Below are 6,269 nucleotides of genomic sequence, written 5' to 3' on the forward strand. Positions count from 1 at the left end.
CCCGCATCATCAGCTTGGAAGGCTGAGGTAATAGCCATTATACGATGCACGCAACACGTAACTCTGTTTGAGCTATTTAACCTTTAGAATATGGTGGAGGGAGACGGATTCGAACCATCGAAGGCAGTGCCGGCAGATTTACAGTCTGCTCCCTTTGGCCACTCGGGAACCCCTCCAAATTTTGAGCTTTCTCTCGCTTACCTTAAAGAAAGGGAGAAAGTGGTGCCGACTACCGGAATCGAACTGGTGACCTACTGATTACAAGTCAGTTGCTCTACCTACTGAGCTAAGTCGGCACAAGTGGGGCGCATTTTATTGAATGATTTTCCACCTTGCAATAGTAAATTGAAAAAAAGTGAAAAATTCTCCTATCAAATTCCTATATACGGCTATTTAGCTCAAGGTTTCTGCCTTTAACCCACATCTAGTACAGGAAGATATTTTATTTATCTATCGCTTGATGTATTTTCCATGCACTTGTTTTGTTATCCACTATAGAGTTTATATGAGCCCATTTATGTCATTTGACCGCGAACGTTGGTCTGAGCTAAGGAATTTAGTTCCGATGACACTTTCTGAGAGCGACTTAAAAGAGCTTCAAGGCATCAATGAAAAGCTCACAATGGAGGAAGCCGTTGAGATCTACCTGCCGCTCTCTCGCCTATTAAATCTCTATGTGGCAGCCAGACAGAATAGAAACTCAGTACTCCATCAATTCCTGGATAAAAACGAGAAAGCACCACCTTTTATCATCGGTATTGCTGGAAGTGTCGCTGTGGGCAAAAGTACAACTGCACGACTGCTTAAAGCCCTACTTTCTCGCTGGGAGAACCACCCAAAAGTTGAGCTAGTCACAACCGATGGCTTCTTATACCCAAATGAGGTGTTAGAAGAAAAAGGATTGATGAGTAAAAAGGGCTTTCCGGAGTCTTACGATATTAAGCGTTTAGTGAACTTTGTTTCGGATGTAAAAGCATGCAAGAGAAATGTCACGGCTCCCGTGTACTCGCATCTTACGTACAACATTACTGATGACGTTAAGTGTGTCGACCTACCAGATGTGCTTATTATTGAAGGACTTAATGTCTTGCAAACAGGCATGAACGATCCACACGAGCCACATCGCGTGTTTATTTCAGACTTCCTTGATTTCTCACTCTATGTTGACGCTGATAGCCAACAAATCAAAGAGTGGTACGTCAATCGCTTTATGAAATTCCGCGATGGCGCGTTTACCAAACCTGGCTCTTACTTTAGTCATTACACAAAATTATCGAACCAAGCGGCACTGGATAAAGCGGAAGGTATCTGGAGTTCAATTAATGGCTTGAACCTAGAACAAAATATCCTTCCTACACGAGAAAGGGCTCACTTGATTCTACGTAAAGGCGCAGATCATATGGTTGAAGAAGTATTACTAAGAAAATAGTAACGCCTTAATCGCCTTTTCTTAGCGATATCTCTCCACCGATATAGCTCTCGATACCATTCTCAGTTTTGAGTAATACAGCACCTTGTTCATCGATGCCTTGAACAACACCTTCAATTTCTCTAGGTCCAATGATCAACCTAACATTGCGACCTAAGAAATTATCAAAGCGATTCCAACGCTCTACAAAATTCGACATCCCTTTCAACTCATAATCAACAAGAGACTTATCCCAGGCATTGATCAGAGCCTGTGCTAACTGATTGCGATCGGGCACCTTCCCATCACACACTTCTTTAAGAGAAGTCCACGGTTGGCCAATACCTGATGTTGTTGGATCCATGGATAAGTTTAGCCCTAAACCAATCACAATATGAGCAGCGCCACCAGACTGTCCTGACAGCTCTACCAAGATACCAGCAAGCTTCTTGTCATTGTGGTAAAGGTCGTTCGGCCATTTGAGCTTTATACCTTCTACGCCCATCTCTTCCAAAGCTTCAACAACAGCTACACCAACCACAAGGCTCAAGCCCATCGCGGCAGCCATCCCTGCGTCGAGTCTCCAATACATTGAAAGATAGAGGTTTGCACCGAATGGCGATACCCACTCTCGTCCACGACGTCCACGTCCCGCAGCTTGATATTCAGCAATACAGACAGAACCCGATTCGAGGGTGTTAGTACGCTCTAATAGGTGTTGGTTTGTAGAACCTATGATTGGAATCAGTTCAAGAGAAGCATCTCGACTAACAACAGACAATTTGTCTTCGTTAAGCATATCTAAACGGCTAGCTAACTTATAGCCCTTGCCTTGTACTCGGTAGATATCTAAACCCCACCCTTGAATACCTTTAATATGCTTACTGATAGCCGCTCGTGATACACCAATCATTTCACCTAGATCTTCACCTGAATGAAACTCACCGTCAGCAAGACATCTCAATAGTGCAAGCTTGGTACTGTGTTCTCTCATGCCAATGACTCCAAAGCCTTGTCTAGGTTTGTCTCGCAGTCTCGTCCCATAAAACGCACTTCATGTTCCAGTCGAATATCGAATTTATTCAAGACAGACTGACGCACTCGCTCTGCAAGCTTAAGGATATCCACAGCAGAAGCCTCATCATAATTGATGATAACTAATGCTTGGTTTGGGTGAACTTGAGCACCACCTTCTGTCACGCCTTTGAACTGGCATTGATCAATCAGCCAGCCTGCAGCGACTTTGATCATGTCATTGCTCTCATAGCCTACAATGTTTGGGTATAGAGCGAACAGGCGATCAAAATGATCCTTGGTGATCACAGGGTTTTTGAAGAAGCTGCCCGCATTACCTTGGACTCTAGGGTCTGGCAACTTACTTGAACGGATAGCGCATACTTCATCAAATATAGTTCGAGGAGAAAGCGTATCGGCTGCTAGGCTTTTTAACGGGCCATAGTGATTGCATGGCTCCCACTCTTTCGGCAACGTTAAACCAATCGCAACAACAATCGCTTTATCGTAGAGAGCGTGCTTGAAAATAGAATCTCGGTAACCAAAGAGACACTCTTCTTTGCTCAATCGCTTAACTGTATAAGTATCCAGGCACAGGATATCGACATACTCGCATACGTCTTGTAGCTCAACACCATACGCACCAATATTTTGAATCGGAGCCGAACCTGAACAGCCAGGTATCATTGCTAGGTTTTCTAGACCACCGAGCCCTTTATCCACACTCCATTCAACTAAGTTTGGCCAATCTTCCCCCCCACTAACATGCAGTAGGTGATGGCTGTCCGTCTCGGTCAACTCAATCCCGGATAATTTATTCACTATGACCAGGCCAGTGAAGTGCTCAGTAAAAAGCATATTACTGCCCTTACCCAGTATCAACTTAGGTAAATCTGACCATTTAGGGGCTCTGTAAACGGAAATTAATTCTTCGATAGTGGTGACTTCAACCAACGCATCACACGTCTGATCTATGGAAAAAGTATGAACATTTTTTAAACTAGCATTGAGATGGAATTGCATGGCGATATTCAATTAACTTACACTGCAGTCATTCTACAGCAGATAAACCAATGGCGCAGTGACTGAATGAACAATGTCATCATTACCCAATTAGACCCAGTAAAGGTTCCCCTAGTTAAACGTTTCTATAAAGAACATTACCCAACGGGAAAAGCGAATAAAAGTGAACTGATCTATTCGTTATTACTGGATAACGAGCTGTGCGGTATCGTGCGCTTTCGTACAATAGAGAATAATCGCTTACTTACTGGAATGGCGATATCAAAACAACATCGCGGTAAGCAATTAGGCTCCCAACTTATGGACTATTGTGCGCAACATACACTTACGGAAGACGATTACTGCTTTGCGTACGCTCATCTCACCAATTTTTACGCGCGGCACCTATTCATACAAATAGACCCTAAAGATCTGCCAAATGGTTTAAGAGTTTTATACGAGCGCTACTCGAATAGCGGAAAAGATCTCATTCCTATGCATTATCAGCAAAATTGTTAGAGAATGCCTCGATTATCTAGTATTTGATGCTATCCCTTTGGTAAAATTAAAGGTTCGCAATTTTGCATATTTTTAAGGTAAAACAGTCAATATGATTGCCAGTAGGAATCCATTCATACAGTTGCCAACCATAGCGCAGAATCCTGACAAGTTTGAAGTACTACTATCAGCGCAAGAGTTTCGAACTCGTCTACTTGATGAGATATCTCGCGCAACGACTCGTATTAGTTTAGTCGCTTTGTATCTTGAAGATGATGAGGCTGGCCGTGAAATCCTAACTGCCTTATATGAAGCAAAACAAAAGAATCCAGAATTAGACGTGAGCGTTTGTGTCGATTGGCACCGAGCGCAGCGCGGATTGATTGGCGCAGAGTCTTCTGAAGGCAATGCTGCAATGTATAAAGAGTTTGCAGAAAAATATCAGCACTCTGTACCCGTCTATGGCATTCCAGTTCGCGGCAAAGAAGTCTTTGGCGTATTGCATTTAAAAGGCTTTATCGTCGATGACAGCGTGATATACAGCGGTGCAAGCCTTAACAATATCTACCTGAATTACCATGACCGCTATCGCTTTGATCGTTACCATGTTTTAAACAACGCAGCGCTTGCTGATTCAATGTTTACCTACGTACACGAACAGATGGTTGTGGACAGCGCTGTTTATGACCTGGCTGATAAGAACAAGCCTTCGACCAAAGAACTGAAACCAGCGATTCGTCAGTTTCGTGCATCATTAGCAAGGTCTCAGTATGAATTCGATGCTCAAGAGGTTTCAGCAGACCAAGTTGCTGTAACACCATTAGTTGGTATCGGTAAAAGACGTAACCGTCTGAATCAGGGAATCAATCAACTCGTAGCTCAAGCTAAAGATGAAATCTTTATCTGCACACCTTACTTCAACTTCCCACCTAGCCTAGCTAAAGAAGTGAAGAAAGCGCTTAAGCGTGGCGTAAAGGTCAGCATTGTTGTTGGCGATAAGACAGCGAATGATTTCTTTATCTCGCCAGAAGAAGAGTTTAAAACGATTGGTGGTCTGCCATACCTTTACGAATTGAACTTACGTCGTTTCGCTAAAGCGAATGAGGCTCATATTGCTAGCCGTAATCTATCAATTCGACTTTGGCAACACGATTCTAATAGCTTCCACCTAAAGGGTATTTGGGTAGATAAGCGCTACATGCTACTAACAGGTAATAACCTAAACCCTCGCGCATGGAAGTTGGATCTAGAGAACGGCATCTTTATCCAAGATAACTACCATCACCTAACAGACAAGTTTCAGGCTGAAGTGGATAATATCCTTCAACACACTCAGCTTATCTGTACTTATAAGCAGTTAGATAAGGTAGAGAGCTACCCGTTGGAAGTTCAGAAGTTGATTCGTAAGATCACTCGTGTGAAAGCCGATAGAGTACTTAAGCAAATACTGTAGTCGATGGATTAGAAATACTATTTATCAACGCCTAGCAAACGCTAGGCGTTTTTGTATCTACGATATAAATGACTAAATCGTGAAAATCGTTGATAAGTACTACCACCCGAATTCTATCTATTATCTCCTCGAACACATGGCCTTATCTTGGAGAACTTCTCGATCCAAACACCGAAAAAATCACAGAAAATCCAAGATGATTTTAAAAAATCAAAATAGAAACGATCCCGACAATATTGGGCTGTAGAGTGTTGATGCCTGGTTTCAAGAGGAAGCTAGGTTTGGTCAACAGAACACAACTACACGTCTTTGGGGACTCGTGGAACCAGGCCTCGTGTGGTAAAAAACAGCAATTTGAATACGGCTATTTGTTTGGTTCGGTATGCCCCAAAACAAGAATTGGTGAAGCCATAGTAGCTCCTTGGGGCACAAGGGCATAAAGACAAACCACTTAGAGCAGATATCTAAGGCCAGTGAAAAAGGACATCATGCAGTCTTTATTATGGATGGAGCTGGCTGGCATACCGATGATATTGCGAGAGAGTTTAATAATTTCGGCACTATTAAGCTTCCTCCCTACTCGTCAGAGCTCAACCCTATAGAGTAAGTTTGGAGTTGGTTGCAACAACATTATCTAGCGAATCAAAGTTTCACTGATTATAACGACATTGTTTCCAAGGTTTGTCGCGCTTGGAATGGATTTCTTGAGTGCAAAGATCGTGTCACAAAAATGAGTAGAAGGGATTGGATAAACCTGATCAGTTAATTTTCCGGATTGGTATAACAGTAAAACACTTTTTTCAAATGTAAAAAAGCCCTGCTATTTCTAGCAGGGCTTCTCTAATAAGTGGCGGAGTGGACGGGACTCGAACCCGCGACCCCCGGCGTGACAGG

General features: G+C 42.9%; 6 protein-coding genes and 2 tRNA genes. 4 read left to right on the forward strand and 4 right to left on the reverse strand.

Annotated features, from left to right (window positions below):
- Nucleotides 1–91: 91 nt before the first annotated feature.
- Nucleotides 92–176: transfer RNA gene (locus tag ACED60_RS24995), tRNA-Tyr, on the reverse strand.
- 44 nt (nt 177–220) lie between these two features.
- Nucleotides 221–296: transfer RNA gene (locus ACED60_RS25000), tRNA-Thr, on the reverse strand.
- Nucleotides 297–505: 209 nt separating this feature from the next.
- On the opposite strand from ACED60_RS25000, the gene coaA reads away from it, so the two are divergent.
- Complete coding sequence (gene coaA, locus ACED60_RS25005; RefSeq protein WP_009844725.1) at nt 506–1,429, forward strand: type I pantothenate kinase; 924 nt, start codon at nt 506–508, stop codon at nt 1,427–1,429.
- A gap of 7 nt (nt 1,430–1,436) precedes the next feature.
- On the opposite strand, the gene birA is transcribed toward coaA, so the two are convergent.
- Entirely contained in the window at nt 1,437–2,402 is a 966-nt protein-coding gene (gene birA / locus ACED60_RS25010; RefSeq protein ID WP_065679893.1) for a bifunctional biotin--[acetyl-CoA-carboxylase] ligase/biotin operon repressor BirA, read from the reverse strand.
- A complete protein-coding gene (murB, locus tag ACED60_RS25015) occupies nt 2,399–3,445 on the reverse strand; it encodes a UDP-N-acetylmuramate dehydrogenase (protein ID WP_371728684.1) in 1,047 nt (348 codons plus the stop codon). Before murB ends, birA begins: the two co-directional genes overlap by 4 nt.
- A 66-nt stretch (nt 3,446–3,511) precedes the next feature.
- Here murB and ACED60_RS25020 point away from each other — a divergent pair, with 66 nt between their 5' ends.
- The 3 genes from ACED60_RS25020 to ACED60_RS25030 all read left to right on the forward strand — a co-directional run bounded on the left by ACED60_RS25020 (nt 3,512) and on the right by ACED60_RS25030 (nt 5,982).
- Nucleotides 3,512–3,943 carry a GNAT family N-acetyltransferase gene (locus ACED60_RS25020; RefSeq protein ID WP_065679895.1) on the forward strand — a complete coding sequence of 144 codons (432 nt, stop codon included), beginning with the start codon at nt 3,512–3,514 and terminating at the stop codon, nt 3,941–3,943.
- Between the two features lie 91 nt (nt 3,944–4,034).
- Nucleotides 4,035–5,375, forward strand: a complete 1,341-nt coding sequence (pssA, locus tag ACED60_RS25025) for a CDP-diacylglycerol--serine O-phosphatidyltransferase (RefSeq protein WP_371728685.1) — start codon at nt 4,035–4,037, stop codon at nt 5,373–5,375.
- Between the two features lie 421 nt (nt 5,376–5,796).
- The gene (locus ACED60_RS25030) at nt 5,797–5,982 is read left to right on the forward strand and encodes a transposase (protein ID WP_371728686.1); all 186 of its coding nucleotides are present in this window, start codon (nt 5,797–5,799) and stop codon (nt 5,980–5,982) included.
- Nucleotides 5,983–6,269: the final 287 nt, after the last annotated feature.

The sequence above is a fragment of the Vibrio sp. 1F279 genome (genome assembly GCF_041439815.1).
Classification (GTDB): Bacteria; Pseudomonadota; Gammaproteobacteria; order Enterobacterales; family Vibrionaceae; genus Vibrio; species Vibrio tasmaniensis_A.

Excerpts from the sequence above, each read along its gene's own strand:
- birA (WP_065679893.1), bottom strand. The coding sequence starts at position 2,402 with ATGAGAGAACACAGTACCAAGCTTGCACTATTGAGATGTCTTGCTGAC.
- pssA (WP_371728685.1), top strand. The coding sequence starts at position 4,035 with ATGATTGCCAGTAGGAATCCATTCATACAGTTGCCAACCATAGCGCAG.
- ACED60_RS25020 (WP_065679895.1), top strand. The coding sequence starts at position 3,512 with ATGAACAATGTCATCATTACCCAATTAGACCCAGTAAAGGTTCCCCTA.
- murB (WP_371728684.1), bottom strand. The coding sequence starts at position 3,445 with ATGCAATTCCATCTCAATGCTAGTTTAAAAAATGTTCATACTTTTTCC.
- coaA (WP_009844725.1), top strand. The coding sequence starts at position 506 with ATGAGCCCATTTATGTCATTTGACCGCGAACGTTGGTCTGAGCTAAGG.